The sequence below is a fragment of the Streptomyces sp. NPDC006208 genome (assembly GCF_040613775.1).
Classification (GTDB): Bacteria; Actinomycetota; Actinomycetes; order Streptomycetales; family Streptomycetaceae; genus Streptomyces.
Genome location: NZ_JBEXSW010000119.1, coordinates 1 through 3,065 on the forward strand (window position 1 = coordinate 1; position 3,065 = coordinate 3,065).

3 protein-coding genes are annotated in these 3,065 nt (G+C 73.5%); 1 reads left to right on the top strand and 2 read right to left on the bottom strand.

Features of this window, described 5'->3' with window-relative positions; translation table 11 throughout:
- Nucleotides 1-99: 99 nt before the first annotated feature.
- The gene (locus ABZ208_RS38890; protein ID WP_356914168.1) at nucleotides 100-312 is read right to left on the bottom strand and encodes a hypothetical protein; all 213 of its coding nucleotides are present in this window, start codon (nucleotides 310-312) and stop codon (nucleotides 100-102) included.
- A 241-nt stretch (nucleotides 313-553) separates the two neighbouring features.
- On the opposite strand from ABZ208_RS38890, the gene ABZ208_RS38895 reads away from it, so the two are divergent.
- Complete coding sequence (locus tag ABZ208_RS38895; protein ID WP_356914169.1) at nucleotides 554-2,731, top strand: FUSC family protein; 2,178 nt, start codon at nucleotides 554-556, stop codon at nucleotides 2,729-2,731.
- On the opposite strand, the gene ABZ208_RS38900 is transcribed toward ABZ208_RS38895, so the two are convergent.
- The coding region (locus ABZ208_RS38900) for a phosphate-starvation-inducible PsiE family protein (RefSeq protein ID WP_356914170.1) at nucleotides 2,705-3,065 on the bottom strand (361 nt) is incomplete at its 5' end. The genes ABZ208_RS38895 and ABZ208_RS38900 overlap by 27 nt on opposite strands.

Genomic DNA, 3,065 nt, shown 5'->3' on the forward strand with positions numbered 1-3,065 from the left:
CGCGAACAGGAACGTCGCCACACGCTCCAAGACGACCACGGTGACCAGCCCTCGAAGTGAACCGATACCGGCGCAAATGGCTCCAGGGCGCGTGCGGCATCACGGCTCACCGCTGCCGACGTACCGGGAGTTCGGGCTACACGCGGCGGTCCTTCGGACCCGCCCACGCCCGCTGAACCAGGGCCGCTCCCTCAGCCGGTGGGCGACGCGCACCAGACCAAGCATGGGCAGCGACAGCAGCGCGATGTGCTCCAGCGGGTTGATCATGGCAATGACGGGGCGGGTGTCGTCCCGGTAGGGCAGGTCCGTCACCCTTCTTCAACCGCTTCGCGACCTCCGTCGGCCATCCCGGATCGGCCACGAGGACGATGCCGCGGCCGCTGGGACTGAACAGCCCGCGCTGGGGATGTGGTCATCGATCGCCCTGTACCCGCGGGTGCCGGTTTGTGAGTGCAGGCCGGCCCGGGGCGCGCGCCCGCCGAGCGCGGCGCTGCCAGGAGGCGGCGGCGCGGCCGACGCGACCCGGCAGGGCGTTCCGGCTAGGCTCACACCCGTGACGTGGCTGCGGGCCTTCGGGGAGGTCGTGCGATCCGGGCTCACGATCGAGGAGACGCGGCTGGAGCCCCTGCTCGCGCTGCGCACGGCTGCTGGGGTGGCGATCGTCATCGGGCCGGCGCTGTGGCTGGTCTCCCCTGCGTACGCCTCGTCCGCCGCACTCGGTGCCTACTCCGCGGGTGGGGCCACCTTCCAGCGCACCTGGCGTCCGCGCAAGGTGATCGCGCTCGGCGCGGGCGCGGGTCTGGCGCTCAGCACCTTCGTGGGCTACCTGGCGGCGGGGCGACTCGTGACGTTCCTCCCACTGCTGGCCGTATGGGCCTTTGTCGCGGGGATGGCGTGGGCCGTCGGATCGACCGCTGGGATCGTCGCAGCGACGACGGTCGGCAGCATGCTGGTGACCATCACCCTGCCCACGAGCGTCGGGCGAGCCCTGGAGCACGCCGGGGTCATCGCGCTCGGAGGCGTGGCGCAGGCCGTGCTGATCTTGCTGTTCCCGATCCGCCGTTGGGGGGCGCATCGTGACGCGCTCGCCGACGCCCTGGCCGCCGTGGCGGACTACGCCCGCCGGCTGCGGCACGACCCGACCGCCCCGTTTGACCCGGAGCCGTTGATGACGGCCCGGGACGCGGCCGCCGTGACGCCATCACAGGCCCGCACCCGTCCCCCCGTCCTCCACGGCCCCCGGGGCCTCGCCGAGCGCATTCGGCCGGTCGTCGCCGCGCTCGCCGACCCGGACGTCGGCGCCCCGGCGGAGGGACCCGGGCGGGACCGCGCGCGGGAGTTGCTCGCCGCGGCCGCCGACGTCCTGGATGCGACCGCCCGTTCGATCCGCCGCGGCACTCCCGCCGAGGTGCCGCTCGGGAGCGCGGACGTCCTGCGCGTCGACGAGGAGCACGAGGTGCTGGAGGGGCCCGCGCGGCAGGCCGCCGCGCGGCTCGTGGAACTGCTCGGCGAGGCGTTGGAGATCGCCGGGAGCGGCGGCGCGCGCGGGAAGACGCCCACGTCCCCCGGCCCCGCGGGCGCCCAGTTCCTGGTGCGCCCGACAATGTTCCGGCTGCTCCCGGTCGTCGTCCGGGCGGTCCGCAGTGAGCTCCGCCGGGACTCGCCCGTGTTCCGGCATGCCGTCCGCCTGTCGGCGGTGGCCACGCTCGGCTATCTGATCGCCACCCGGCTACCCCTGGGCCACGGCTACTGGGCGCCCATCGCCTCGGTGATGGTGATGCGGCCGGACTTCCACCGGACGTACACGCGTGCGGTGGCCCGTCTCGCCGGGACCCTGGCGGGGGTCGCGCTCGCCAGCGGGATGGTGCGGGCCCTGGGCCCGGACGCCCAGGTGTTCGGCGCGCTGGCGGTGGTCTCGGCGGGCCTGTCGTACACGCTGATCCGTACCGGCTACGCCTACTCCCAGTGCTTCACTGCCGCATACGTCGTCTTCCTGCTCGGCATGGGCGGCCAGGCATGGGAGCAGACGGTCCCGGAGCGGGTGGTGCTCACCCTGCTCGGCGGGGCCCTGGCAATGCTGGCGTACGTGGTGTTCCCCGCCTGGGAGACGCCCCGGCTGCCGGGCCGACTTGCGGACTGGCTCGCCGCCAACGGCCGCTACGCGGCCGCGGTGCTCCGCAGCTACGCCGAACCGACCCAGGAGCATCGCGCCGACATGCGCAGGGCACTGCTGGTGAGCAGGGAGGCACGTGCCGCCTGGCAGGAGGCCTACGACCAGGCAAAGCAGGAACCGGTCCGCCCCAGGGGCCTGACGTCGCGCGAGGCGGAGGAGGCGCAGGAGGCGCTCAAGGGGTTCGGCCGGGCGGCGATGCTCATGGAGAGCCACATCCCGCGGGCCGACAGCCGTTTCGTCCCCGAGGCGGAGCGGTTCGCCGAGGCCCTGGAGGCCGACACCGCGCGGGCGGCAGTCGACGTGCGCGAGCACAGGAATCCGGACTGGGGGCGCGTGGAGGAGGCGCTCCACGCGTGGGAGGGCGCCGCCGCCGGGGACCGGAGCCAGGTGGTGCGGCGCGGGGCGGAACTGCAGAAGCGGGCCTTGGAGGACCTCGCGACGGCCGTGAGCCGCACACCCCTGGAACGGGACGTCGGCTCTGCTCGCGAGGAGCAGCGGGCGCGGGCGGCCGTGGCTGCGGAAGGTGACGGATCAGGATCCGCGCACCGGGGTGGGTGACGGCTCCGGCGACGGGGAGCGCCCCACCTCCTGGAGCGGGAAGTAGTCTCCCGGCCGCGTGGAACGCCGCCACACGTACACCGCTGTCGCCATCACGAGGATCAGCCCCGCCAGGACCAGCAGTTCGATCCCCTCGACGTTCCACCGGAAGGACTTCTCCGCCTCGGCCGTCACGATGAGCACCTTGCGGATGCCGGCAATCAGGCCGACGACGAGGAACGGCTCCGCGTCGAGGGTCTGGTTCCTGATGGTGAGGCGGACGGTGTGGAGCAGCTCGGCCACGATGAACAGCACAAGGCCGTTGTCCAGGGCGGAGAGAACGACCGTCTCCTCG